Raw genomic sequence first — 23,858 nt, 5'->3', positions numbered from 1 at the left:
TCAAGGAATAACGCAGCACTGAAAAACTCCAGTCTGGAATTCGCGGGGCAATCGGAACACGGCAACTGTCGGACGCGGCAGACCTGCGGCAGTCGCAGCCTGCCGGCTGGGACGAGCAGACGTCGAGCTGTGGGCCAGTATAGTCATTTTTCCCAGAATGCCTAGGGTGCTGGCGCATCAATGAAGAAAAAGAAAGGGCCGGACCGATACTCCCGCACCCGCGCAGGTGCATCAGACGGTTGCGCCCCGCATGCGCCGCGGGTATGGGATGCAGATGGATTCCCACGCTGCGCATCTGCCCCGCATGAAACCGGGGGTGCTCCTGGCCGCCTTCGGCTCGGGCGTGCCCGCGGCGCAGCGTTCGCTGGTGCAGTTCGAAGCCGCCGTGCGGGCGCTGTTTCCTGGCGTGCCGGTGCGCTGGGCCTTCACCTCCACCCGGGTGCGCACCCGGCTGGCCGGGGAGGGGGTGAAGACGGATTCCGTCCACAAGGCCTTGGAAAAGATGCATTTCGAGCGCTTCACCCACGTGGCCTTGCAATCCCTGCATGTGACGCCCGGTGCGGAATTCGAGGCCCTGGGACAGGCCGTGGAGGCCGTGTGTCGCAGCCATGGCGGCCAGTGCCCGGCCGTGGCCCTGGGGCTGCCTCTGCTGGCCCGGGATGAGGACATCCCCGTCGTGGCCGCCGCCATTTTGCAGACGTTGCCGCCGGAACGCGCCGCCGGCGACATTGTGGTGCTCATGGGCCATGGCACCTCCCACGAGGCGGACGCGCGCTATGATCGGCTGGCTGCCGCCCTCGGGCGTGTTGATCCCCTGGTGGTGGTGGGCACCATGGACGGCACTCGTTCGTTGGAGACTGTGCTTGCCGAGCTGGAACACCTGCCGCCGGGACCTGTGTGGCTCACGCCGCTGCTGGCCGTGGCCGGGGCGCACGTGCTCAAGGACATGGCCGGCCCTGGCCCGGATTCCTGGAAGTCCCGCCTGCAGGCTGCTGGCCGCACGGTGCATGTGGTGCATGCCGGCGCTGCCGAACGACCAGCCCTGGCGGCGATCTGGATCGAACATCTCCGCCAGGCCATGACCGCCCTGCAGGTGTCAGGCGGCTGAGCCTTCACTGCTGCTCTGGCTTGCTTTTTGCAAAATATGCAGGGGCAGGTGTCGGTTTTCTGCCAGAGACGCAACAGGAGGCATTCCATGGCACGACGGCTCGTTGTGGCGTTCGTCGCAATGGCAATGGTGGTGATGCTGTGCGCAGCATCCAGCGCATGGGGCAAACCCCGGGCGACCGTGCAGGATTTTCGGTTTTCCGCCCAGCGCGCCGAAGGCGGTGTGGTGGTGCGGGTGCAGTTTGACCACGCCCTGCTCGGCTGGGTGGATGCCGGGCAGGTGACATTCAAGGATTCCGGAATCGTTGTGCTGACCATCCGTGGTGAACAGCCACGGGTGGTGACCAATCTGGCCCAGGCCCTGAGCGCCGTGATTGCGCGCAGGGGAGCGGACGCCTTCCTGGGCCGACAACTGGCGCAACTCATCGAGCGGCACAAGGCCATGCCATAACGATAGCCTTTCGGCATCGCCCTTCCCGGCGGCTTCCTCAGAACGGCTTGTCGAATGCGCCCAGGGTGATTTTCTGGCGCTTGACGCTTGCGCCGCCGCCTGCGCCGCGTGCGCTCTGCTCCAGGGAGAGCAGGCGCTTCTTGAATTCGTCCATTTCCAGCAGGGCCGTGTAATTCTTGAGCAAGGCCATGTAGCCGTCGGCCTGTTCCAGGGTCAGGCCGCCTTGCGACAGGGCCTGGAAGATGGCTGCGCCAAAGGCGGCGGCTTCCTCCTGGGTGGTCAGGGGCGGAATCTCCAGGGGCGGCGCCGGAGTCTCGGGCCGTGGCCAGACGTGATCCAGGCACCAGACAAGGCATTCACTGTCGCCCTTGAGGGCCCGTTCCACCATGACCCTGGTCAGGGCCAGGGCGTGATCTTCCAGATATTGCCGCACCTTGGCGAAGATGGCCGGGTGCACATGCTGCTGCGGGATGGAGCGATGTTCCGGGGATGGCTCGGGTTTGGCCTCGCGCCGGGAACGCCCGGTCATGGTCTGCCCCAGCTGCCCTGCCGTCGCGGCCTGACCTGGCTGGCTGGATGGCATGGAAGGCTCCGCCTGCTTCGGCAGCTCCGCCTGTTTGGGCTGGCTGAGAGGCGCGGCCTGGCCTGACGCGGCTTGGCTTGACGCGGCCTGGCCTGACGCGGCTTGGCTTGACGCGGCTTGGCTTGATGCGGCTTGGCTTGGCGCGGCCTGGGCTGGCGGGGTGGTGGCTGTCGCCGGCTGCGGTTTGGGCTGGCGGGATTCTTCCCTGCCGGGCAGCGGGTGCCGCGCCGCGAGTCTGGAGAGGATTTCCCGCTGCAACTCCAGGGACATGGCTGGCGGCGAGGGCGGCGCAGGCGGTGTGGAGGCAGGGCCCGCTGGCGCATCTGATGGAGCCGATGAATCTGGCGAATCTGGCGAGTCTGGCGAATCTGGCGAAGCGGGGGCCGTCAATACGGCCTGGGCCAGGGGAGGTGCGTCCTCTGGTGTCGGGTGTGGTTCGGGATGGGACTCGGAGCGGGGGGCCGGCTCGGGCGTATCCTCCACCGCCGCATCGGTTTCCTCCAGCTGGAAGGTGAATTCGTCCGGCTCGATTGTGGGCGGCGCGGGTGGTGTGGACGTCGGGGGCGTTTTCGACGCAGCAGGCTTTTCGGCGGCAGCGGGCTCGGCCTGGCTGTCCTGCGGCGGCTCGGGCGACACCCGCTGCGCAGGGGCGGCAGTGTCTGCAGAGGCTTCCGGTGCGGGGTCAGCCGGTGCCGGGGACTCCTCGGCCGCGGGCACGATGTCTTCCAAAGAAAACACCGGATCCTCGGGGGCAGGCTCGGGGGCGGGGGCGATGTATGCCGAGATCGGTACACCGGATTCTGCCGCTGTGTCGGGTTCCTCCGCCGGGGGAGGCGTGGATGCTGTTTCCGGTGTCGTGGCGACTGTCGCCGGTTCCGCGACGGCTTCTGCACGCGATTCCGCAGCAGGCTCGGCAACCGATTCCGAAACCGATTCCACAATCAATTCTGCAGCCGGCTCGTCGATTGGCGCGGCAGGTGCTGCAGCGGCTTCGGCGGCAGGTGCTGCAGCGGCCTCCAGATGAGCCACCTCAAGGGTGGGCTCCTCTATTTTTTGTTCCAGTTCAAGAGGTTGCTGCATCTCAAGCGCAGCCGGGGAAGGCGGTGTGTCGGGCTGCTGCAGCGCGGCGGGCGGGGTGAACACCAGTTCCGCCTGGGGGGCTTCGGCCGGCGCTTCAGGCGCGGGCGGCGGCAGCAGGTCGTCCAGCTTGACGTCCTCGGACGCCTCCGGCAGCGGCGCGGCGGGCGCGGGAAAGGGGAGATCAATGTTGATGTCGTCCAGATCCAGGGGCTGATCATCCAGGAGGATACGCGATTGGGGCGTCTCGGGCAGGGGCTCCGGGGTCTTGGGCGTGCCTGATGCCGTAACTGATGCCGTAACTGATGCCGCGACTGGTTCAGCAACTGGTACTGGTTCAGCAACTGGTTCAGCAACTGGCGCAGCAACTGGCGCAGCAACTGGCGCCGGTTCTGCGGGAGGCGTGGCGGCGGGTGCGTCTGGCGTGAGGCCGGGATGCTGCCGGGAAAGGGATTGGCGGGCCATCTCCTCCCAGGAGGAACGGTCGGCGTCCGTCAGCTCGTTTTCCCAGACCTGCCGGGCCACGCCGGACAGGACGCTTTTGTCGACCTTGTATTCTTTGCTGAAGACCTCAGTAAAATACTCGAAGCCTGGAGAGTCCACACCGTTGCTCATGCTTGCTCCCGCTAAGGTGCTGCCATCGAGACGAATGCCTTGGGCCATCGTTTCCTGTTTCATCCTAACAAACAATCATGCATTTCGGCAAATGCGGCGGACGGGCGGCATGGGATTTCTTTCCCTGCGGTTTTTTCTTGTTCGAAAGCGAGTTTGGCACTGAAGTGGTTAATTATTATTCTGAAATGTAAGGATATTTTTTTGACAATATCGTCTCGGCAAGCGGGCATGGCCTCTGTACGCATCGACAAGTGCATGGTAAGATTGCTGAAGCCTAGATTTTATTAACCGCGCGCCAGACGGGTGCACCACCGGCGCAATCCGCGGAGGCCGATGGCATGGACCATGAAATTTCCAACAGCAGGCCAGAGACAGGCATGACCAGCGCCGCCCTGGCGGCAGTGCTGGCGCCGGCGGTGGAAGCCGGGGTGCGGGCGGCCATTGCCCCGACACTGGAGCGACTTGTCGTGCAGCTGGAACGCCTGGCCGACAGATTGGACCGGCTGGACGCCTTGCAGGCCCGTGGCTCGGCCGTGGTCGAAATGGCGGAATCCGCCGCCGCCACAGCCCCCCCCGCCGCCGCCCCGGTCATTCCGGTCGCGCGGGTCGCGCCGGTCGCGCCGGTCGAGTCGGTCGCGCCGGTCGCGCCGGTCGCGCCGGACGAGCCTGCTGCCCCCCCCTTGCCCCCCTCCCTGGCCATGGACGAGAGCGGCGAATTTGTCTTCGACGAGCTGGCGGACATCGTAGCGCCGTTCTCGTCCGAGGACGCCGCGGCGACGGCCACCCCCCTGCCTGCGGACGTCCTTGAACCGGATGCCGCACCGGAATCCGACCTCGTCCTGCACGAAGCCCTGCCCGAGGAATCCCTGGCCGGGGAGACGGAGCAGGAGCTGGTGCACGAGTTGGAGGATCTTTCCCCCCCCGAGGATATTCCCTTGCTTTTCCCGGCAGACGCCTCCGAGACCGCCGCCGAAACGGCGGACGAAGAGTTGTTTGCCGCGGAGGCCTTGCCCCTGGCGTTCCAGGACGAAGCGATGCAGGACGAGGACTTTTCGGACGAGGACGCACAGGCCGGGGACACACAGACCGGGGACGCCGCAGCCACCCTGGAAACCATCGACACCGTGGAATTTGTGGACGACGCCGAGGTGGACATTGCCGACGTGGATGTGGCGCAGACCATGCCGCAATCCTTCGAGCACGCGTCGGCTCGCGACCTTGACGAGTTTCTGCCCGACATGGCGCAGACAGAGACGCCCGAAGTCTCCGAAGTCTCGCCCGTTGCCGTCCAGTTTGAGCCCCTGCCACCGCTTGAGGACCTCGAACAAATTGAGGAAACCTATCTGGTGGTGGAGGAGGTGCTGTCGCCGGACCTGCCAGATCTGCCAGACCTTTTGGACCAGCCGGCCAGCCCGGTGGAGGACGTCGCCGTGCCGGCTCCCAAGGACGACATGCAGGCCACCACGATTTTTGCCGGCGAGATCACTGAGCTGTTCCCGGATCTGGAGGACTCCATTGAGATGGAGGAGCCCGCAACAGAGCCCGGAACGGTGGAGCCCCAGGCGGCCACCGCCGCGGAGCAAGCCGAGGCGGTGCAGGACGAAATGCCAGATGCGGAGATGGAGGGCTTCTCGCTGGAGGCAGCAGCCTCGACGTCTGAGGCTGCCGAAGATGAGCCGTGGGATTTCATCCTGCCAGGGGAGTCGTCGGAAGGTGCGGCCGCAGCCTCGACCCTGGAACTGGCCGACCCCCAGCCGCCGGGCCGGACCGTGGAGACTTGGGCCTTTGACCTGCCCGGCCTGGATACGACCAACACGGCGGTGCCCTGGAGCTTCGATCTGCCGCCCCTGGACGATGTGTCGCAGGCGGCAACGGGCGATACGGCGGGCGAGGCCGGGGAACCCCTGGCGGCCGTGGACAACATGGCCGAAACCATGAACCCCGAAGAGACGGCCAAGGATGTGCCGGATCTGGAAGGAGGGCCGGCGCCGGAAGCCATAGTGGTTCCCATCCTGGCGGCTGCCGCCACGCCTCTCATGCATCCGGTTGCGCCGCCGGCCGTCCCTGCAGCCGGATCGCCTGCCGCTGCGGAAAAGCCGCTCATCGTCCTTGGGGATGCGGAAGATGGCGACACCGAGCGCACGTCAATCGAATTCAACGAATACAACGAGCCTGTGGAGCCGCCCCGGACGCCCAAGGAGACGCGGCGCGTCATCTGGTACATGCACAAACGCGGCTGCCCTTCCACCCAGATTGCGGACTACCTCACCCTGGAGCGGGTACCCAGCTTTTCCGGACGCGCCAGCTGGGACATGCGCGACGTGGATGCGGTAATCAAAAAGATCGCCGCCCGGCTACAGATCCGCAAGCAGCAGTTGCATCGGCAGCAGGCATCCGGGGCCATGAACGAACTCATCGGCTGACGGGCGCGTCCTCCGTTTTTCCTGCAATAGAGCGCGTTGTTTTTGAAAAGAACTCTCGGGGGAAGAACCTTTCTAAAGAAAGGTNGGGAGAACCTTTTGCAAAAGGCTTCCCCTCTCGCAATGTCCTTTTTCAAGGTTGAAATGATCTAGCGCCGGGGCGTAGGCTCCGGCGCTTTTTTGCGCGGTCAAGCCATCCTGGAGGGTGCCTGGAGGGTATGGCCGGGCATGGGCGGCCCCTGCCTTGTGTGCCTGTCTATGCTGACCTCGTGACGCAGCAACCACCAGCGTTGGAGGACACGCATGCACAGCCTTGAGCACGCCACGGCCCGTCATCATGATGTCTGGGATCTGGACGCGCTGGACTGGAACACCCTGCCGCCCTCCCTGGCCGGGCTCAGGCGTCTGATGGGCGCTCCGGCCACGGTGCTGCTGGCCGAGTCCTACGGCGGCACCGCCGTGTATGTGCCCGAATACCCGTACCCCGACCATCACCTGACCGCCTGCATCGGCCTGCCGGCCATGGAACGGCTGGTGCGGGTGCACGGTCGGGAGAAGCTGCACATCCCCAAACTCGATGCCCTGGAACGTCAGGTGCGGCAATCGCGGCTGCGGCAGTTGCACAGCCAGGGCGCGAGCGTGGGGAGTCTGGCGCGAATCTTCAACATCACCCCGCGGCGGGTGCGGCAGCTGCTGGCAGTCTGATCCGCAGCGGGCGCATGTGCATCGCCTTTTACCCAAGGAGATTTTTCATGGAGAAACTCACTTCCCGCAAGCTCTGGACGGCCGTTCTCGGCAGCGCACTGCTGCTGGGCGCGCGGGCGCTGGAATTGGATGTGAGCCCGGAGCAGCTCTATGCCGCGGCCGGGGTGCTCATCTCGTACCTGCTGGGGCAGGGTTTGGCGGACGCCGCCTCCCGCACGAACACGGACAATGCCGGCGAATCCCGATGAGCGACCGCGATCTGCGCGACTTGTGGGATGCCATCGACGTGCTGCGCACCCAGCAGCACGTTGCCAACACCCTGCTGGCGGAAATCAAGACCATCCTCAGCGAACGGTGCGAGGGCCGCGGCCGGCGCATCCAGGACCTGGAAGCCGGCCTGGAGCAGGTGCGGGCGCGGGTGTGGTGGTTCGCCGGGGCGTCCTCGGCGGCGGCGTTTGTGGTGTCCCGGCTGTGGCCGTCCGGATTCGGAAAATGATCACCCAAGGAGGATGCGGGACGCATGAGCCCCCGACACACTTCCCCCCGGCCGGGCCATGCGCCTGCGCCGGAACAGATCGACATGATTGCCTGCGTGCTGCAGAGCGGCGGCAGTTTGCAGACAGCGGCGGCCGCGGCGGCCGTGTCCAAGGACGTGCTGGATTCCTGGCTGGCCCTGGGCGCGCAGGTGCTGGACCGCCCGCCCCGCGCGGGCCGCAGGCTCCCGGCCCTGGAGGAAGCCTGCGCCGCCCTGGCCGCCCGGGCACGCATGGAAATGGCCCGCACCGAAGCCGCCTGTCTGGAGGCCATCCGCCGCAGCGCCGTGGAGGGCGAAACCGTGCGCGAGACGGTGCGGGTGGTGGACGAGGCCGGGAACGTCGTCAAGGAAACATCCACCACCAAACAGGCCGCCCCGCAGTGGAAGGCCGCCGTCTGGTGGCTGGAGCACGTGTTGCCGGACCAGTGGGGCGGCAAGGGGGCCGAGGCCCAGGCCTGCGGTCCGGTGCGGCTGACCATCGTTCCGGATCCGGGACCCACTGCAGCCGGTGGTTGCGAATCCGAACAGGAGTTCCACAAACCCGCATGAGCACCTCGCCCCACGAAACAACCCTGCACGCCCTGCCGCATCAGCTCCAGGTGCTGTCCTCCACCAAACGCTATGTCTTTCTGGGCGGCGGGGTGGGCAGCGGCAAAACCGAGGCCGGCTCCCTGTGGGTGGTCAAGCAGGTGCAGCGTACTCCGCCCGGGGTGTTGGGCTGCATCGCCGCCAACAGCTATGCCCAGCTCACGGACTCCACCCTGCGCAACCTGTACCGCACCTGCCAGCGCGCCGGCATGCCCATCCGTCCCGGCACGCTGCCCTTCGCCAAAACCGCCCTGAACATCGCCATGCCCGGCCCGGACGCCCACTGGACGGACGTGCTCTGCCGGTCCCTGGAGTCCTATCACCTGTTGGCCGGCGTGGAATTTGGCTGGGTGTGGGTGGATGAGTGCTTCCTGGCCCGGCGCGAGGCCGTGGAGGTGCTCATGGCCCGCCTGCGCGACACCCGCATGCCCTGCCAGATGCTTTTCACCACCACCCTGGACGAGCCCGGCAGCTGGATGCATTCCATGTTCGTGGAACAGTACGATCCTGAACTCATGGACGTGTTCTACGCCACCACCTTCGAGAACCGCCACCTGCCCGACGGCTACACCCAGAGCCTCAAACGCATGTACCCGGCCCGGCTGTATGATCGCATGGTCCTGAGCAAGTGGGTGGCCCTCTCGGCCCACGTCATCTACCACAGTTTCGACCGCGCCCGGCATCTCTGTGCAGACATCGCCTTCGCCCCGGAACTGCCCCTGCTCTGGAGCCATGATTTCAACCTTGCGCCGGGCAAGCCCATGAGCTCGGTCCTGGCCCAGCTCCGGCGGGGGCCCCAGGGCATGGAGCTGCATGTGTTCGACGAGATCGTCATGGAAACCGCGGACACCAACCACGTCATTGCCGAAATGAAGGGCCGCCCCTGGCACGAGCAGGTCCGTGCCGGCGTCATCGTGTACGGCGACGCCTCCGGTCGCGCCCGGGACACCCGCTCCGGCATGACCGACTATTCCCTGCTGGCCGCCGCCGGGTTTGCGCAACAGAAAGTCCCCAAGGCCAACCCGCCCGTGCGCGACCGGCACAATCTGGTCAACTGCCTGCTGTGCGACGCCGAAGGCCGCGTGCGGCTGAAGATTCATCCCCGCTGCGAGACCCTCATCCGCGGGCTGGAACGCGCGGCCCTCAAACAGGGTGCGCAGTACGTGGAAGACGACTCGCTCTTCGAACAACACGTCACCACCGCCCTGGGCTACCTGTGTTGCGCCGAGTTCAAGCGGCCCTGAACGGCCTGCCTGCGGTACGGCAGGGGGCGCTGAACTCCCAGGCCCGCCGCATCGTTTATCCCACTTCATCCACGGAGGCGTCATGACCCGCGAGGAGTTGTTGAAGGTGCACCCGCACCATGCGGCGATGCTGCCGCGCTGGCGGTTCTGGATTGCGGCATACGAGGGCCTGGACGCCATGCTGGCCTATGGCGTGCTGGCGCGGCATCCCCGCGAGGAGCTGCACGAGTTTCAGGACCGCCTGCGCGAGGCCGTGGGCTTCAACTACTGCAAGTCCATCGTCAACTGTTTCAATTTCTATCTGTTTGAAAAGCAGCCCCGCCGCGAACTGGCCGGTCTGGCCGGGGATGGCCTGTGGCGCACCTTTGCCGAGGATTGCGATCTCTACGGCACCAACTACGACAACTTCCTGCTGGAACAGCAAAAGTACGCCAGCATCTTCGGCCATGTGGGCGTGCTGGTGGACAAGCCCGGCCGCGGCGCCGCCACCCGGCAGGAGGAACGCGAGGCCAGGCTGCACCCGTACCTGGCGGCGTATCATCCTGAAGCCATTCTGGATTGGCGGGTGGAGCGCGACATCAACCATCGGCCGTATGTGGCCATGGTCAAGCTCATGGAGGAGGACGGCACCATCCTCGTCTATCGCCCGGATGCGTGGGAGCGCTGGCGGGTGGAGGAGGGCGCGGAACTGGTGGGGCAGGGGACGCACCCGCTGGGGCGGGTGCCCTTTGTCTGGCTGATGAATCTCACGGGGCGGCGGCGGTTCGTGGGGGTCTCGGACATTGCCGACGTGGCCCCGCTGGATGCGAGTATCATCCGGGATCTGTCCCTGGGGGGAGAGGTGATCCGCAACTGCGCCTTCCCCATGTTCCGCACGCCCCGCCAGCCGCCGGACGCCACAGGCCTGCGCGACGAGGTGGCCACCGGCCCCCGGGCGGTGCTGGAATGGGACCCCGACGCCGGCGCGGACGCCCGTCCGGACTGGCTGGAGGCGGCAGCCCGCGAGCCGGTGGAAGCCATCCTGCTGTGGGTGGAGCGCAAGACGCAGGAAATCTATCGCATGTCCAACGCCGGCGGGCTGCATGGCGTGGATGCCCAGGCCAAGAGCGGCGTGGCATTGCGGCAGGAATTTCAGCTGCTCAATTCGGTGCTGGCCTCCAAGGCGGCCAATCTGGAAGAGGCGGAACGGGCCATCCTGGGCCACTGGCTGGCCTGGCAGGGGCGAGAAAAGGAAGTGGAGCGCATGCGGCTGGAGCGGCCGCGGCATTTTTCCGTGGAGGATCTGGCCGCAGATCTGGACAACGCCCTCAAGGGCGCAGGATTCATCGACAGCCCGACTTTTCAGCGGGAACTGAAGATGAGCCTGGCGCGGCGGCTGCTGCCCGGCGGGGAAGGAGTGCTGGGCACCGTGCGGGAGGAACTGACCGCGAAGGACGTTGCGGAACAGCAGCCTCGGGATTAGGGCGAATGACTTGAATGCGACGACGCCGGATGCTCCAGGCAGAGCGTCCGGCGTCGTCCGCAATGGGATAGCAGCGAAGCCAGAGGCGCGCGCGTCTGTCGGGCGTTTAGCCCTTCATGCGCTTTTCCCAGAGCTTCATGTCCTTCATTTTCTTGCGGCGCTCGCGCTGCAAGGCCTTGCACACCAGGGGCAGGTTCTTTTGGTAGCCCCACTTGGCGCGGTATTCGTCCGGGGTGAGGCCGAACTTGGCAAGGGTTTTCTTGGTGAGGATCTTGTACGCCTTGCCGTCTTCCAGGCAGGTGATGGTCTTTTCCTTGATGGCTTGCAGGGGGTCGCCCGCAGCAATGGGCGCTTCAAAAGCGGGCATGTCTCCGGCATGCATGCTCTTGATCCCTTTGGCCAGGGTGCGGACCATGGACGTGATTTCTTCTTCCGTCATGGTGCGGACGCCAGCCTGGGCCCTGACGATCTCCAGAGCTTCCTTGATGTAGCTTTCCACGAAGCGCCTCCAGAATGAATGTAGCGAGCAAGTCTACGTAACAAACGTATACAGTGACGATATCAGCATGTCAAGCAATGAAGACGCCGGCATGCGTCAATAATGCAGATTTTGATGTGGCATTGCGTTGGTGTTGCTGTCAGATGTCATGGGTCGCGTGTATTTGGTTGAAAGTAACTTGAAATAAAATCTAGATATACTATAGTACGGGCAGTGCCGCATGGAGCCGCGTGCAACAGTGCAGACTCGCTGCGCCGGCAGGCGACGCAGCGAGTCCAGACAGTGGCGGCAATGAATGCGCGCACGTCGCCGAGAGGCCGGAGCTGTGCCCTGCGTGCGCCCCAGAATCGCAGCAAGGCAGCCAATGGACGATGGCGCGCACGTCGCCGGTTACTCCCGCACCGGCTTCATGCGTTTTTCCCAGAGCTTCATGTCTTTCATCTTTTTGCGGCGCTCGCGCTGCAGGGACTTGCACACCAGTGGCTGGCCCTTCTTATAGCCCCACTTGGCGCGGTATTCGTCCGGTGTGAGGCCGAACTGCGCAAGGTGTCGCTTGGTGAGGATCTTGTACGCCTTGCCGGATTCCAGGCACAGGATGGAGTTTTCCTTGATGGCTTCCATGGGATCCTGACTGGTCCGGGGAGCTGCAGCCTTCACACGCGTCCCCTCGCTGATGGAACGAATGCCTTGGCTGAGTTTATGAACCATGGAGGTGATTTCCTCCTCGCTCATATTGCGCACGCTCGCCTGAGCCTTGACGATTTCCAGTGCTTCTTTAACGTAGCTCTCCATTCCTCAATCCCCTTTTGAAGTGCTGTTGCGGCAACAGTAGAACTCTTGTGTCGCAAGTTGGTGGCATTGTCAAGGTGATTGGGTAATTGCATGAGAGGTTGATTCTCTAACTTCACGCCTACAACTGCGTTGAATGGCCATGCTACGATGGTACAACTTTTCTAATAAAAGTCTAAAAATTATTTAACACGTCAAGATGCATTGTCATTGCAGTAAAACAACACAGATGACGTAGTGCGGAGGCAGTGTGTAAAAACTTAGCAAAAAGCAGGCCAAAAATTGATTCGGCTTGCCTTGCCAGACGCTCGGGCGTATGGTGCCCTGGCCGATTCGGCGTGCGCGCCTCTTGCGCGGCGCCTTCTTTCCATCCGTCATCCATTAGCAGGAATATCCATGGAACATGCAGGTTTGCAGACCCGCTGCCCGGCAGCGGGCGTGTTGTGGAAGCGCGCCATATTGGCGTTGTGTTGCACGCTGGTGGTGATCATGGCTGCCGGCAACGCCCTGGCGCAGCCGCGCGAGGCCTTTACGCCCAGCATTCCGGAAGAGGCTGTGCGCAAGTGGTTCGCCACGGTCAAGCTGCCCGGCTTCAAACAGGTGAGCCTGTACCACGAGTTTCATCCCGTGGACGGCAGCTTGGTGGCCCGCTACGAGGCCCCGGGCAAGGTGGTGTACGTTTCCTATATCGACAATGTCCGCAAGGACCCCACCTACGGCTTCCGCCGCGATGCCAAGACCATGGCGCAGGTGGGCGGCAAGATGCCCCCCACCAGCAAGGAGGTGGCCGGCGTCAAATGGCACGGCAACGACTCCACCCCCTCCCCGGTGGCCACGCTGGACCTTTCCCAGGAAGTGAAAATTCTTCTGGTAGGCTACGAAAACGTGGCCCTGGACGAGCTCTATGCCCTGGCTGGCGGCATTTCCTTCGACATTCTCAAACGCGCGCACCGCTAGCCTCTCGCGTGAGAAGCACAACGAAAGACCTGACGCTGCTGCGGCGGCGTCAGGTCTTGCTGCGTGGGGTGCGCGAAATCATCGTGCGCCGATGCGCACGCCCTCAGCGGTGCGAGGGCGGATCATCTTCCGGCGGCGCGGTCCAGGCGGGCGGCGAAGTCCAGCAGCAGGGTCTGGGCCGTGGCCTGGAGGCCGGCGACGTCTCCGGGGCCAGGAGCCAGGGGCGCCAGCAGCGCCATGGTGCTGCGGCAGTTCGGCGTCTGATCCGCAGGGGTGCACTTGGCCAGGGTCCGGGCGCTGCGGGCCGCGGCGGCCAGGGTGGCGTTGCGATCCGGCCCGTGCTGGTGCGCATGCCAGACCATGCGCTGCACCAGGGGGCCGGCGGTCATATAGTAGCCCAGGTTGAGCAGGGTCGGGGGCAGGGGCGCCGGATCGTCGGGCACATAGCGGGCAATCAGGGCCGGCACGTTCAGATCGTCGATGTCTGCTGCCGAGTGACTGGCGACGAGCACCCCGGCCAGATCGGTGAGCATGTCGTCAGGCGGCGGGGCGGGCGGTTGTGCAGGGGGATGCGGCGCAGGTGCCGGCGGGATGGGGCGTGCCGGTATGGTCCGGTCCAGCGCTGTGCCGTTGGCGTGCACCACCGTGGAGACGGGGCCGCTCCACTGCCAGAGCAGGGCAAGGCTGGCGGCTGTCAGGAGCAGCGCTCCCGCAGCCAGGATGAGCAGAGGATGCACGCGGCGCACGGCGCTGGGCTCCTGGTTGTGCGTGAAACTCGCCGTCCGGCCTGGAGCATTTTAATTTTGAAAAAGGACTTTGCGGGAGGGAAAGCCTTGTTGCAAAAGGTCCTCTCTTCTCGCGCTCTCCCCTTCCAACAATTTGATAGTATTTTGTAATTATAACAAAAGTCTTTGGGGAGGGGTTCCCCCAGGAACTCTTCTCAAAGATAAAATGCTCTAGCAGGATGCCGAGGGGGCCGCAAGCAAATCCCGGAGCGGTGCGCCAGGGCTTCTTGTCATTTGGCGCTGTTCATGGAATGAACAGGTTGTGTACCAGAGTAATCCCATGCCCCATGGTGCGCTGTCGCGCCACGCGAAATCATGACGTACGCCCTGTGCTTTCTGGCCGGACTGCTCGTTGCCGGAGTCTTCGCACTGCAGCAACGCCGGCGGGTCCGCGAATCCCGCATCCATGAAGACACCTTCCGCTCCATGCTGGATACCAGCACGGATGTGTTTTATCGCACCGATGCCCAGGGCCGGCTGATCATGATCAGCCCTTCGGCGCTGCAACTCATGGCCTTCGATTCCATGGATGATGTGCTGCACAAGCCCATGGATTCCTTCTGGGCCCATCCCGCCCAGCGGGCCGCCATGCTGGAGACCATTGCCAGCCAGGGCGCGGTGCGCGACTACGAAGTGCTGCTGCGCAAGCGCGACGGCGGCGCTGTGGTGGTGGCGGTGAGCTGCAGTTTTTACCGGGATGGCCGCGGCAGGGTGCTGGGTGTGGAAGGCATGTTTCGGGACATCACCGACCGCAAGAAGGCCGAAGCCGCCCTGCAGGAGGCGGAGCGCAAGTATCGGGAACTGTTCGAGCTGGCGCCGGTGGCCATCTTTCAGGCCACCCTGGAGGGGCAGTTCTTGACGGTGAATCCCGAATATGCCCGCATGGTGGGCTATGCCTCGCCCCGGGAAATGGTGGAGTGCGTGGACGATATCGCCTGCCAGCTGTACGCGGATTCCGCCGAGCGCGTCCGCTACGTGGCCCACCTGCGCGAGCAGGGCAAGGTGGACAACTTCGAGGTGCAGCTCAAGCGGCGGGACGGGCAGCAGTTCTGGGCCTCCATCACCACGCGGATCCGGCGTGGGGAGGATGGCGGTGTGGCCTTCATCTACGGCTTCATCGTAGACATCACCCGGCAAAAAGAGGAGGCGGCCTTCCGGGCCCGCATGCATGAGGCGTTGGAGCAACAGGTGGTGGAGCGTACCATGGAACTGGAGCACAGCAACCGTCGCCTGCGGGAGCTGGACCAGCTCAAGACCAGCTTTCTTTCCTCTGCCTCCCACGAACTGCGCACCCCGCTGACCTCCATCCTGGGCTTTGCCAAAATCACCGCCAAAACCTTTGACCGGTTCCTGCAAGGCGTCCCTGGCGTCGATGCAGCCCAGCGCGCCAAGGCCGATACCATCCGCGCCAACCTGGGCATCATCGCCAAGGAGGGATTGCGGCTGACCCGGCTGGTGAACGATCTGCTGGACGTCAACCGCATCGAGGCCGGGGCGGTGGAATGGCGGCTGGAGGCGTTGGAGGTGGCCCCGTTGCTGGAGGAAGCCAGCCTGGCCGTGGCCGGGGAACTGACACAGCGGCCACAGCTGACCCTGCGCACCATCGTGGAGCCCGGCCTGTCTCCCTTATTGGTTGACCGCGACCGCATGCATCAGGTGCTGCTCAACCTGTTGCACAATGCCGTCAAGTTCACCGCATTTGGTGAGATTCGTCTGCTGGCCCGCAGCATTCCGGAGGCCCCGGGCATGGCGGAACTGGTGGTGGAGGACGACGGCCCCGGCATTCCGGCCGCAGAACTCGAACTGGTGTTTGAGAAATTCTACCAAAGCCGCACGGGCGCGCAGGATACCCTGCCCCCGGCCCACATGACCGCTGCCAAGGGCGCAGGGCTGGGCTTGGCCATCTGCAGGCAGATTGTGGAACACCTGGGCGGGAGCATCCGGGCCGAGTCTCCGGCGGGGGAGGGCGCGCGCTTCATCCTGCGCCTGCCCGTTGCGCCCTTGCAGGAGCCGCTGGTCGCACCACAGTAAGGCACCATCCCAGGCGAGGCCCTCAGCCGCTGCAGCACCGCCTACTGCGGCACGCGGGTGGACGTGGCGTAATTGAAGCCCCCGTGCGCCAGCAGCTGCCACACAGAGGCCCAGCCGTCTCCCCATTGCAGCCGCTGCGGCCCGAAGGCCCGACCCTGGCGCAGGCGGTCCTCGGCATTCGTACCGGGGCGGAGCATGCCGGCCTTTTCCAGCAGCAGGCGGGGCAGCTCCACCTGGGCGTGCTGGCCGTCCAGCAGAAAGGCGCGCAGGGCCTGTTGCGTTTCGAAGACGCGGGCGCTGTACAATGTCATGCGTTCAGGGGCGGCCAGACGCAGCGCAGACGCAAAGACATAATGATCCGGCAAGGCTCTGAAGATGGAAAGCTTCCATTCGGATGCGCCAGAATGCACGGCGTTGCGTTCCGTGATGGTGGCCACCAGCTCCCCCATGAAATCCAGGGTTTTTTGTCCATTACGAGGGAGCGAGATCCATTTCTTGACTGGCGTGCTTCCTGCAATGCCTGCCCGCTGGGCTCGCTGCTTCATGAAGGTAGAGATGTCGAACGCCATGTTCTTACCCTCCTGGATTGCCTGGATGCAGAAAGCGCGTGGCCTGTCCTGCATCGTTCTGCCACAAAACAGAGATCGTCTAGAAAAAGTTGTGTTGTATCGTTTGTTGTGTTGATTCTAAATTCGTGTTCACACCTTTTTACGTGTTTGTACAGGGAAATTTTCCTTGTTCACACACTCGACACAGAGTAGATGCAACACGTTGCTCCATGTTCTTTTTCGGGGGGGGCGCCAGCAGGAAGGCATTCCTGTGTCCGATTGCATCAATGGTGGAGATGGTGTTAGGTAATGCATCGTAGTTATTGCACTAATCAATGAACAGAGAGGGGTTTCTCCTTTTCTATGACACAGGATTAATGCTGTGTATACTTTTTTTTGCAATGCAGCCATGATAGCGCCCAGTATCTTCTCCGCCTTCCCCTGCTGCCTGCGCAACCCCTTGCTATCCGGAGCTGCTCTCCATGCCTTCGCCTCCGATGATTCCTGATGCCCCCTGGGCCATGCCCGCGCCCGCCGTGGCCGCTGCCCTGGAGACGGATCTTGCCCGTGGTCTCACCGATGCCGAGGCCCAGGCCCGGCTGGAACGCTTTGGCGAGAACGTCATCACCGCGCAGCAGCAGGAGCCCTGGCACGCCATTTTGTTGCGGCAGGTCATGAATCTCATCGCGCTGCTGCTGGTGCTGGCCGCGGTGATGAGCGCCGTGCTGGGCGAGTGGCTGGAGGTGGCGGCCATTGCTGTGGCCTTGCTGCTCAATGTGCTCATCGGCTTTGTGACCGAGCTCAAGGCCCTGCGCTCCATCGCCGCCTTGCAGCGCATGAGCCAGGTCAATGCCAGGGTGATCCGCGACGGCCGCGTGAAGGAGATTCCGGCCAGCCAGGTGGTGCCCGGGGATCTGCTCGCCCTGGAAGCCGGCGATGTGCTGGCCGCAGACCTGCGTGTGGTGGAGTCCTCCCGGTTGCGCGCCAATGAGAGCGCCCTGACCGGCGAGTCCCTGCCGGTGGACAAAATCACCGCGCCCCTGCCGGAATCCACCATGCTGGCAGACCGCACCAACATGCTCTTCAAGGGCACGGCGCTGCACATGGGCACGGGCACGGCCATCGCCACCGGTACGGGCATGGGCACGGAGCTGGGCCGCATCGCCGCACTAACGCAGTCTGCCAAGGCCGAACAATCCCCCCTGGAAAAGCGGCTCAACAGCCTGGGCGGCAAGCTGTTCTGGATCACCCTGGCCGTGGCGGCGGTGGTCATCGTGGCCGGGGTGCAGTCTGGTATGGCCCTGCCCCTGATCATCCAGACGGCCATCGCCCTGGCGGTGGCCACCATCCCCGAGGGCCTGCCCATCGTGGCCACCATCGCCCTGGCGCAGGGCATGTGGCGCATGGCGGCCCGCAATGCCGTCATCACCCGGCTTTCCGCCGTGGAGACCCTGGGCACGGTGAACGTGCTCTGCTCCGACAAAACCGGCACCCTCACCGAGAATCGCATGCGGCTGGCCTCCATGCTCCTGGCCGGGGCGGATGGCCTGCCGGCGGTGGTCGTTCCCGGAACAGACACCCCCCCGCATCTGCGTCAGGCCGTGCTGGCCGGCGTGCTCTGCAACAACGGGCAGTTGGCGCATGACGGGGAAGACGAGCATGTGGGCGATCCCCTGGAGCTGGCCCTGCTGGAAGCCGGGCGCGATGCCGGCCTGGAGCGCGATCACCTGCTGCAGACCATGCCCGAACTGCGCGAGGAGGCCTTTGATTCCGACACCGTGATGATGGCCACCTATCATCAGGATACAGAAGGGCTGCTGGTGGCCGTGAAAGGCGCGCCGGAACGGGTGCTGGCCGTCTGCGCCACCGTGCGCACGAGCGAGGGAGACATCCCCATTACCCCTGCCCTGCGGCAGGCCTGGGAGGACGGCAACCGGCGTCTGGCCGGCCAGGGGCTGCGGCTGCTGGGGCTGGCTGGCAAGGCTGCGGCGAGCACGGAGGATCCCCCCTATACGGACCTGACCCTCCTGGGCCTGGCCGGCCTGGCAGATCCGCCCCGGGCAGACATGCGGGAGGTGGTGGCCCGACTGCGGCAGCAGGGGGTGCGGCTGGTGATGGTTACCGGGGATCAGCCGGCCACGGCCCTGGCCGTGGGCGAGGCCCTGGGACTGGTGGATGCCGAGCACGGCAAGGTGATGGTGGGCGCGGATCTCAGGCCCGGCCACACCCTGACGGCAGTGGAAAAGCGTGACCTGCTGCAGACCAACGTCTTTGCCCGCGTCACCCCGGAACAGAAGCTGGACCTCATCGGGCTTTATCAGGAAGCCGGGCACGTGGTGGGCATGACCGGGGACGGCGTGAACGATGCGCCAGCCCTCAAGAAGTCCGACATCGGCGTGGCCATGGGCCTGCGCGGCACCCAGGTGGCCCAGGAGGCGGCAGATCTGGTGCTCAAGGATGACGCCCTGGCCACCGTGGCCATGGCCGTGGATCAGGGCCGGGTCATCTTCAACAACATCCGCAAGTTCATCGTCTATTTGCTCTCGGGCAACGTGGGGCAGCTCATGCTCATTGGCGCGGCCATGGGCCTGGGCCTCAAGCTGCCGCTTTTGCCCCTGCAGATTCTGTATCTGAACATGATCTGCGACATCTTTCCCGCCCTGGCCCTGGGCCTGGGGCAGGGCAGGGGCGCGCCGCCGCCGCCCCAGCCCCGTGGTGTGCGCGAACCCGTGCTGGCCGCGGCCCACTGGACGGGTATTTTCGTCTATGGCGCGGTCATCGCCGCATGCATGCTGGCTGCCTATTGGTGGGCGCTGCACCGGTTGCTGTTCACCCAGGAACAGGCCGTCACGGTGACGTTTCTTTCCCTGGCCCTGGCCCGCATCTGGCATACCTTCAACATGCGCGAGCGCCGCACCGGGGTGTTTGTCAATGATATCACGTGCAACCCCTTTGCCTGGGGCGCGGTGGCCATCAGCCTGACCCTGGTGGCCATTGCCTGCTGCCTGCCACCTGTGGCCCGGGCGCTGCATGTGGCGGCCCTGGGGCAGGAGGGCTGGCTGCTGGTGCTGGCGGCCAGCACGGTGCCCTTTGTGGTGCTGCAGCTGTATAAATCGTTGAGCAGGTCAGGAGCGTCCGGTGTCTGAGCACCCTGCCCGAAGGGCCGGGGCGCCGGCGGTGCATGGCGTCAGGCCTGGCGTTAGAGCATGTTGTTTTTGAAAAGAACTCTCGGGGGAAAACCTTTCTAAAGAAAGNAGGGCAAGTTATCTTTGAAAGAACTCTCGGGGGAAAACCTTTCTAAAGAAAGGCTTTTTCCCCGAACCCTCTTTCCGAAGACTTTTTATTGTGATTCAAGGTCACTATTAAAGTTTTGGAAGGGGAGAGCGCGAGAGGGGAGAACCTTTTGCAAAAGGTTTCCCCTCTCGCAATATGCTTTTTCAAAATTAAAATGCTCTAGGCCTGGCGTCAGGTTTGGCGCACGGTGCCCTGGCTGAGGACCACCCCGGCGAACACCGCGCCGCAGGCCAGCAGTTGCTGGGCGTTCAACGTCTCGCCCAGCAGCAGCCAGGCCAGCAGCAGGGACACGGCCGGGATGGCGTTCACAAAGGCCGATGCCTGACTGGCCGGCAGCCGGCTCATGCCGAAGTTGTAGCAGCCATAGGCCCCGATGGTGACCACGGATCCCAGGTACAGCACCGCCAGCAGCGGCAGGGGTTCCCATGTTTGCGGCCAACTGACGAAGGGCAGCGTGGGCAGGTAGAAGAGCGTCCCCACCAGGGCCTGAATGGCCGTGAGCAGCCAGGGGGAATAGCGGGCGGAGAGCTTCTTGAGCAGCAACATGTAGCCCGTGGCGCAGACCATGGCCATGAATTCCAGGAAGTTGCCCAGCAGCGGGTTGGGCGCGGTCTCCTGCACCGTGGATGCCGTGGAAAGCCAGATCACCCCCAGCACAGCCAGGATGAATCCGGCCCAGATGCGCGGCGAGGGCCGCTCCCCCAGCCAGACGGCTGCCGCGCCGGCCACCATCACCGGCAGCATGGCCGTGACCATGCCGGCCTGCGCCGCAGAGGTGTGCGTGAGGGCGTACGCCTCGAACAGAAAATACAGCCCCGGCTCACACAGCCCCATGAGCAGCATGGGCTTCCAGTCCCCCTTGTGGTATTCCGCCCGCATGAACCGCCGGGCGAAGACGGCGAACAGCAGGGTGGCCAGGAGCATGCGGCCGAAGATCACCAGCAGGGGGTGCAGGGCGCCCACGGCCACCTTCATGGCGATGAAGCTCGACCCCCACAGCACCATGGCCAGGCTCAGGGCCAGGGTGGCGGCGAGACGGGAGGACTGGGCCGGCCGCGTGGGCGTGGGCATGGATATTCTCCTGAAGGGGGCGTGGGGAAAGGACGGGCTGTACCCCGCCCCCGGTGTGAAGTAAAGGGAGGCTGCGTTTTGATTGCCTCGCGCCTTGCATCCCGCCCCAACTTCCGCTATGCAACACTGCCCCTTTTCGCGAACCGCATCCCGCTCCTGGAGTCCACCGTGAATACCTGGGACGTCATCATCGTCGGCGCCGGCCCGGCCGGCCTCTTTGCCGCCTACCAATTGTGCGAGCATTCGGATCTGAAGGTTCTGGTCCTGGACAAGGGCCACGACATCCACAAACGCGCCTGCCCCATCAAGAAGGACGGCGTCTGCCGCAAGTGCGATCCCTGCCATATCCTGGCGGGCGTGGGCGGGGCGGGCCTGTTCTCCGACGGCAAGCTGAACTACATCCACAAGCTCGGCAAGTCGGACCTCACCCAGTTCCTGCCCCTTTCCGAAGCGCAGGCCCTCATCGACGAGACCGAGGCCGTCTTCAACCGCTTCGGCATGGACGGGCCCGTGTACCCCACCGACTGGGAAGCCGCCCGGGAAATCCGCAAGACGGCCAAAAAGCACGGGGTGGATCTGCTGCTCATCAAGCAAAAGCACCTGGGCAGCGACAAATTGCCCTACCACATCGCCACCATGACGGCCCACCTGCGCGACAGGGGCGTCGTCTTCCACACCAGGGAGGAAGCCAAAGACATTGTGGTGGAAGATGGCCGCATCACCGGGCTGGTGACCAGCAAGGCCGAGTACAAGGCCCGCCATGTCATCCTGGCCCCGGGACGCCTGGGCGCGGAGTGGTGCTCGCGCATCGCCGCCCGGCATCGGCTGGCCTGCTCCCAGCGCGGCATCGAGGTGGGCGTGCGCGTGGAAGTGCACAAGGACATCTATTCCGACATCACGGATGTCATCTACGACCCCACGTTCTTCATCCAGACCAGCAAATATGACGATTCCACCCGCACCTTCTGCACCAACCGCGAAGGCTTCGTCTCCCTGGAGAACTATCAGGACTTCGTGTGCGTGAACGGGCATGCGTACATGGACCGCAAGTCCGAGAACACCAACTTTGCGTTTCTTTCCAAGGTGGTGCTGACGGAACCCGTTTCGGACAACCAGACCTATGGCGAGGCCATCGGCCGGCTGGCCACCCTCATCGGCGGCGGCAAGCCGATCCTGCAACGCTTCGGCGACCTCAAGCGCGGTCGGCGCTCCACCTGGAACCGGATCATGAAAAGTTCCATCGAACCGACCATGAAGAACGTCGTGTGCGGGGATCTGGCCATGGCCCTGCCCGATCGCATCCTGGAAAACCTGGTGGAAGGCCTGGAACGGCTGAATCTGGTGGCCCCGGGCGTCTCCAACGAGGAAACGCTGCTCTACGCGCCGGAAATCAAGTTCTTCGCCAACCAGGTGGAGTCGGACAGCACGCTGATGACGCGCATCCAGGGACTGTATGTGGCGGGCGACGGCCCCGGCGTGGCCGGCAACATCGTCGCCGCTGCAGCCACGGGCCTGCTGCCGGCCAAGGCCATCCTTGCCGACAAGGCGCAACACGCCGCCGGGGAGAACCAGGGATGAGGCGCGTGCTCCTCGTCGTCGTCTGCCTGCTGCTGGTCCCCGCTTCCGCACCCGCCGGGACCGATGCCGCCCCCCGCAAGACCGCGCAGGATCGCTACGAGCGCGCCGAAAGTCTGGAGCGCTGCATGCGCTTTTCCGGCCCTTCGGTGTGGTTCACCGGCGCCAGTTGTCCGCGGGACACGGTGGAGGCCCTGTGCCGGCATATGCAGTCGGCGGAGATTCCGCCCGGGGACTGCGAGACCGCCTGCCGGCAGCGCCGGCAGGACGCCCGAACCCGGCTGGCTGCCACCGCCAATTCCGGCCAGGGCTGCCTCCCCTGGCTGGATTTCGCCCATGCGCAGTGCCGGCAGGGGTGCGGGGAATAGGCGTTCGTCTGGCATGACGTCTCCGGGCGCGATGGAAATCAACGATTACCCGTTGCAGATATTGGACTTTCGCCCCATTTTGCCACTGCCGCTTGACGCGGCCCCTGGGTGCGGAGTAGGGTATTTGCTCTAAGTCATGCTGATTGTTTAATCAATCAACGTACGGCATCCGCCGGTCTTGCGTCCACAACACGCAGCAGAAGGGGGAAGGAGAGTTCGCATGGTTCAGAAAACGCCCTACATCTGGTTTGATGGCAACCTCGTCCCCTGGGACGAGGCCCAGGTCCACGTCCTGACCCATGCCTTGCATTACGGCGTGGGCGTGTTCGAGGGCATCCGGGCCTACAATTGCGGCGACTGCTCCGCCGTGTTCCGCCTGCCCGAGCATGTGCGCCGGTTTTTCGATTCCGCCCGCATTCTGCGCATGACCATTCCGCATTCCGAACAGACCATCACCGATGCCATTGTGGATACCCTCAAGGCCAACAACATGAAGGAAGGCTACATCCGGCCGCTGTCCTTCTTCGGCGCCGGGGCCATGGGCGTGCTGCCCAAGGACAACCCGGTGCAGACCATCATCGCCACCTGGCCCTGGGGCGCGTACCTGGGCGAGGATGCGTTGGAAAAGGGCATCCGCGTCTGCACGTCCAGCTTCACCCGGCATCATGTGAACGTGATGATGACCAAGTCCAAGGCCGTGGGCAACTACGTCAACTCCGTGCTGGCCAAGATGGAAGCCGTGGACGACGGGTACGACGAAGCCCTGATGCTGGACACCAACGGCTACGTCTCCGAAGCCTCGGGCGCGAACATCTTCATCGTGCGCAGGGGCATCATCAAGACCACGCCGCTGACGTCCATCCTGGAAGGCATCACCCGCGACAGCCTCATGGTGGTGGCCAAGGCCATGGGCTACACCGTGGTGGAACAGCAGTTCACCCGGGATGAACTGTACGTGGCCGACGAAGCCTTCTTCTGCGGCACCGCCGCCGAACTGACGCCCATCCGCGAGGTGGACCGCCGCCAGATCGGCACCGGGGAGTTCCCCATCTCCCGCGCCCTGCAGAAGGAATTCTTCAAGGTGGTGCAGGGCCAGGACCCCGCATACGAAGGCTGGCTGCATCGCTACAGCTGCTAGGGCAAGTTATCTTTGA

21 protein-coding genes are annotated in these 23,858 nt (G+C 64.5%); 15 read left to right on the top strand and 6 right to left on the bottom strand.

The genetic code is table 11. From position 1 onward, the window contains the following. Positions 1–274: 274 nt before the first annotated feature. Positions 275–1,108 carry a sirohydrochlorin cobaltochelatase gene (locus tag DGI_RS01060; RefSeq protein WP_027192975.1) on the top strand — a complete coding sequence of 278 codons (834 nt, stop codon included), beginning with the start codon at positions 275–277 and terminating at the stop codon, positions 1,106–1,108. An 87-nt stretch (positions 1,109–1,195) separates the two neighbouring features. After that, positions 1,196–1,558: a hypothetical protein gene (locus tag DGI_RS01055; RefSeq protein WP_051286383.1), complete on the top strand. Its 363-nt coding sequence runs from the start codon at positions 1,196–1,198 to the stop codon at positions 1,556–1,558. Between the two features lie 37 nt (positions 1,559–1,595). On the opposite strand, the gene DGI_RS18195 is transcribed toward DGI_RS01055, so the two are convergent. Continuing rightward, on the bottom strand, positions 1,596–3,833 hold the full coding sequence (locus DGI_RS18195; RefSeq protein ID WP_144284077.1) for a hypothetical protein: 2,238 nt from the start codon (positions 3,831–3,833) through the stop codon (positions 1,596–1,598). 338 nt (positions 3,834–4,171) lie between these two features. Between DGI_RS18195 and DGI_RS01040 the strand changes: the two genes are divergently transcribed. The 7 genes from DGI_RS01040 (at position 4,172) to DGI_RS01010 (ending at position 10,787) form a co-directional block, all read left to right on the top strand. Continuing rightward, positions 4,172–6,256: a hypothetical protein gene (locus DGI_RS01040; protein WP_021758750.1), complete on the top strand. Its 2,085-nt coding sequence runs from the start codon at positions 4,172–4,174 to the stop codon at positions 6,254–6,256. Positions 6,257–6,556: 300 nt separating this feature from the next. Then, the gene (locus DGI_RS01035) at positions 6,557–6,958 is read left to right on the top strand and encodes a hypothetical protein (RefSeq protein WP_021758749.1); all 402 of its coding nucleotides are present in this window, start codon (positions 6,557–6,559) and stop codon (positions 6,956–6,958) included. A gap of 47 nt (positions 6,959–7,005) precedes the next feature. Further along, positions 7,006–7,206 carry a hypothetical protein gene (locus DGI_RS01030; protein WP_021758748.1) on the top strand — a complete coding sequence of 67 codons (201 nt, stop codon included), beginning with the start codon at positions 7,006–7,008 and terminating at the stop codon, positions 7,204–7,206. Beyond that, positions 7,203–7,454: a hypothetical protein gene (locus DGI_RS18625; protein WP_021758747.1), complete on the top strand. Its 252-nt coding sequence runs from the start codon at positions 7,203–7,205 to the stop codon at positions 7,452–7,454. The genes DGI_RS01030 and DGI_RS18625 overlap by 4 nt, the downstream gene beginning before the upstream one ends. 24 nt (positions 7,455–7,478) lie before the next feature. Continuing rightward, positions 7,479–8,042: a hypothetical protein gene (locus DGI_RS18620; RefSeq protein ID WP_021758746.1), complete on the top strand. Its 564-nt coding sequence runs from the start codon at positions 7,479–7,481 to the stop codon at positions 8,040–8,042. Next, positions 8,039–9,325 carry a phage terminase large subunit gene (locus tag DGI_RS18615; protein ID WP_021758745.1) on the top strand — a complete coding sequence of 429 codons (1,287 nt, stop codon included), beginning with the start codon at positions 8,039–8,041 and terminating at the stop codon, positions 9,323–9,325. The genes DGI_RS18620 and DGI_RS18615 overlap by 4 nt, the downstream gene beginning before the upstream one ends. An 82-nt stretch (positions 9,326–9,407) precedes the next feature. Then, positions 9,408–10,787 (top strand): phage portal protein, encoded by a 1,380-nt coding sequence (locus DGI_RS01010; RefSeq protein WP_021758744.1) that lies wholly within the window; start codon positions 9,408–9,410, stop codon positions 10,785–10,787. A 106-nt stretch (positions 10,788–10,893) separates the two neighbouring features. Here the strand turns inward: DGI_RS01010 and DGI_RS01005 are convergent, their stop codons facing one another. After that, positions 10,894–11,286: a MucR family transcriptional regulator gene (locus DGI_RS01005; RefSeq protein WP_021758743.1), complete on the bottom strand. Its 393-nt coding sequence runs from the start codon at positions 11,284–11,286 to the stop codon at positions 10,894–10,896. 390 nt (positions 11,287–11,676) lie between these two features. Further along, entirely contained in the window at positions 11,677–12,078 is a 402-nt protein-coding gene (locus DGI_RS01000) for a MucR family transcriptional regulator (RefSeq protein WP_021758742.1), read from the bottom strand. Positions 12,079–12,471: 393 nt separating this feature from the next. On the opposite strand from DGI_RS01000, the gene DGI_RS00995 reads away from it, so the two are divergent. Continuing rightward, positions 12,472–13,032: a hypothetical protein gene (locus DGI_RS00995; protein WP_021758741.1), complete on the top strand. Its 561-nt coding sequence runs from the start codon at positions 12,472–12,474 to the stop codon at positions 13,030–13,032. A 122-nt stretch (positions 13,033–13,154) separates the two neighbouring features. On the opposite strand, the gene DGI_RS00990 is transcribed toward DGI_RS00995, so the two are convergent. Next, on the bottom strand, positions 13,155–13,778 hold the full coding sequence (locus DGI_RS00990; protein WP_021758740.1) for a hypothetical protein: 624 nt from the start codon (positions 13,776–13,778) through the stop codon (positions 13,155–13,157). A gap of 354 nt (positions 13,779–14,132) precedes the next feature. Between DGI_RS00990 and DGI_RS00985 the strand changes: the two genes are divergently transcribed. After that, the gene (locus DGI_RS00985) at positions 14,133–15,848 is read left to right on the top strand and encodes a sensor histidine kinase (RefSeq protein WP_021758739.1); all 1,716 of its coding nucleotides are present in this window, start codon (positions 14,133–14,135) and stop codon (positions 15,846–15,848) included. 41 nt (positions 15,849–15,889) lie between these two features. Here DGI_RS00985 and DGI_RS00980 read toward each other — a convergent pair whose 3' ends face one another. After that, a complete protein-coding gene (locus tag DGI_RS00980; protein WP_027192972.1) occupies positions 15,890–16,417 on the bottom strand; it encodes a hypothetical protein in 528 nt (175 codons plus the stop codon). Positions 16,418–16,878: 461 nt separating this feature from the next. Here DGI_RS00980 and DGI_RS00975 point away from each other — a divergent pair, with 461 nt between their 5' ends. Next, entirely contained in the window at positions 16,879–19,542 is a 2,664-nt protein-coding gene (locus DGI_RS00975) for a cation-translocating P-type ATPase (RefSeq protein ID WP_021758737.1), read from the top strand. A 319-nt stretch (positions 19,543–19,861) separates the two neighbouring features. On the opposite strand, the gene DGI_RS00970 is transcribed toward DGI_RS00975, so the two are convergent. Continuing rightward, on the bottom strand, positions 19,862–20,761 hold the full coding sequence (locus tag DGI_RS00970) for a DMT family transporter (RefSeq protein WP_021758736.1): 900 nt from the start codon (positions 20,759–20,761) through the stop codon (positions 19,862–19,864). 168 nt (positions 20,762–20,929) lie between these two features. Here DGI_RS00970 and DGI_RS00965 point away from each other — a divergent pair, with 168 nt between their 5' ends. From DGI_RS00965 to DGI_RS00955, 3 genes are all read left to right on the top strand, one after another. Beyond that, positions 20,930–22,339 (top strand): NAD(P)/FAD-dependent oxidoreductase, encoded by a 1,410-nt coding sequence (locus tag DGI_RS00965; protein WP_021758735.1) that lies wholly within the window; start codon positions 20,930–20,932, stop codon positions 22,337–22,339. Then, positions 22,336–22,704, top strand: a complete 369-nt coding sequence (locus tag DGI_RS00960; RefSeq protein ID WP_027192970.1) for a hypothetical protein — start codon at positions 22,336–22,338, stop codon at positions 22,702–22,704. The genes DGI_RS00965 and DGI_RS00960 overlap by 4 nt, the downstream gene beginning before the upstream one ends. 220 nt (positions 22,705–22,924) lie before the next feature. Continuing rightward, positions 22,925–23,842: a branched-chain amino acid transaminase gene (locus DGI_RS00955; RefSeq protein ID WP_021758734.1), complete on the top strand. Its 918-nt coding sequence runs from the start codon at positions 22,925–22,927 to the stop codon at positions 23,840–23,842. Positions 23,843–23,858 lie beyond the last annotated feature (16 nt).

The organism is Megalodesulfovibrio gigas DSM 1382 = ATCC 19364 (assembly GCF_000468495.1).
Lineage (GTDB): Bacteria > Desulfobacterota > Desulfovibrionia > Desulfovibrionales > Desulfovibrionaceae > Megalodesulfovibrio > Megalodesulfovibrio gigas.
The sequence above is the reverse complement of the archived record's forward strand: the minus strand, read 5'-3'. Positions and strand labels throughout refer to the sequence as shown.

Bases quoted from the DNA above. Each gene is read 5' to 3' on its own strand.
- DGI_RS01060 (WP_027192975.1), top strand. From the start codon at position 275: ATGGATTCCCACGCTGCGCATCTGCCCCGCATGAAACCGGGGGTGCTC.
- DGI_RS01055 (WP_051286383.1), top strand. From the start codon at position 1,196: ATGGCACGACGGCTCGTTGTGGCGTTCGTCGCAATGGCAATGGTGGTG.
- DGI_RS18195 (WP_144284077.1), bottom strand. From the start codon at position 3,833: ATGAGCAACGGTGTGGACTCTCCAGGCTTCGAGTATTTTACTGAGGTC.
- DGI_RS01040 (WP_021758750.1), top strand. From the start codon at position 4,172: ATGGACCATGAAATTTCCAACAGCAGGCCAGAGACAGGCATGACCAGC.
- DGI_RS01035 (WP_021758749.1), top strand. From the start codon at position 6,557: ATGCACAGCCTTGAGCACGCCACGGCCCGTCATCATGATGTCTGGGAT.
- DGI_RS01030 (WP_021758748.1), top strand. From the start codon at position 7,006: ATGGAGAAACTCACTTCCCGCAAGCTCTGGACGGCCGTTCTCGGCAGC.
- DGI_RS18625 (WP_021758747.1), top strand. From the start codon at position 7,203: ATGAGCGACCGCGATCTGCGCGACTTGTGGGATGCCATCGACGTGCTG.
- DGI_RS18620 (WP_021758746.1), top strand. From the start codon at position 7,479: ATGAGCCCCCGACACACTTCCCCCCGGCCGGGCCATGCGCCTGCGCCG.
- DGI_RS18615 (WP_021758745.1), top strand. From the start codon at position 8,039: ATGAGCACCTCGCCCCACGAAACAACCCTGCACGCCCTGCCGCATCAG.
- DGI_RS01010 (WP_021758744.1), top strand. From the start codon at position 9,408: ATGACCCGCGAGGAGTTGTTGAAGGTGCACCCGCACCATGCGGCGATG.
- DGI_RS01000 (WP_021758742.1), bottom strand. From the start codon at position 12,078: ATGGAGAGCTACGTTAAAGAAGCACTGGAAATCGTCAAGGCTCAGGCG.
- DGI_RS00995 (WP_021758741.1), top strand. From the start codon at position 12,472: ATGGAACATGCAGGTTTGCAGACCCGCTGCCCGGCAGCGGGCGTGTTG.
- DGI_RS00985 (WP_021758739.1), top strand. From the start codon at position 14,133: ATGACGTACGCCCTGTGCTTTCTGGCCGGACTGCTCGTTGCCGGAGTC.
- DGI_RS00980 (WP_027192972.1), bottom strand. From the start codon at position 16,417: ATGGCGTTCGACATCTCTACCTTCATGAAGCAGCGAGCCCAGCGGGCA.
- DGI_RS00975 (WP_021758737.1), top strand. From the start codon at position 16,879: ATGCCTTCGCCTCCGATGATTCCTGATGCCCCCTGGGCCATGCCCGCG.
- DGI_RS00970 (WP_021758736.1), bottom strand. From the start codon at position 20,761: ATGCCCACGCCCACGCGGCCGGCCCAGTCCTCCCGTCTCGCCGCCACC.
- DGI_RS00960 (WP_027192970.1), top strand. From the start codon at position 22,336: ATGAGGCGCGTGCTCCTCGTCGTCGTCTGCCTGCTGCTGGTCCCCGCT.
- DGI_RS00955 (WP_021758734.1), top strand. From the start codon at position 22,925: ATGGTTCAGAAAACGCCCTACATCTGGTTTGATGGCAACCTCGTCCCC.